Here is a 728-nt window from a genome sequence, read left to right on the forward strand (position 1 = left end):
ATGACCACTGAATTCACGTTTTCCCACTTCACGCTGAGGGTCCACGAGCGCCAGTTGCTGGCCCACGGTAAGCCTGTCCTGCTGGGAGCCCGCGCTTTCGATGTGCTGTGCGCCCTGGTTCACAAAGCCGGCGCGCTGGTGACCAAATCGGAGCTGTTCAACCTCGTCTGGCCGGGCATGGTGGTGGAGGAAAACAACCTGCAGGTGCATGTGTCCTCGCTGCGCAAGCTGCTGGGCTCCGACCTGATCATGACCATCCCGGGGCAGGGCTACCGGTTCGTCGCGCGTGTCGCGCCGGTGGCCAGTGGCACCCAGGTGCCTGAGCCGCTGCCGGTCGCCATGGTGTCCAGTGCCTCCCGCTCGGTGGCGGTGCTGCCGTTCGGTGTGGCGGGCGGCCTCGCCGATGACGGCTACCTGGCCGACGGCATGGCCGAGGACATCATCAACCGCCTGTCCCGCTCGCGCTGGCTGTACGTGATCGCCCGCAGCTCCTCGGTGAGCTACCGGCATCCGCTGCCGCCCAACGGCACCATCAGCCAGGAGCTGGGGGTGCGCTACCTCGTGTCAGGCCTGATCCGGTTCAACGGCAACCGGTTGCGCGTGACCGCGGAGCTGATCGACGGGCCGCGCAACGAAACCATCTGGGCGCAGAGCTTCGACCGGCCGGTGGATGACCTCTTTCAGGTGCAGGACGAGATATCGGCGGCCATCGTGAGCGCCATCGAGCC

At 66.6% G+C, this 728-nt stretch carries 1 protein-coding gene; it reads left to right on the forward strand.

What is annotated here, in order from left to right:
- The coding region (locus AC27IQ_RS26285; RefSeq protein ID WP_487091406.1) for a winged helix-turn-helix domain-containing protein at positions 1–728 on the forward strand (728 nt) is incomplete at both ends.

The sequence above is a fragment of the Acidovorax sp. KPB24-07 genome (assembly GCF_057543315.1).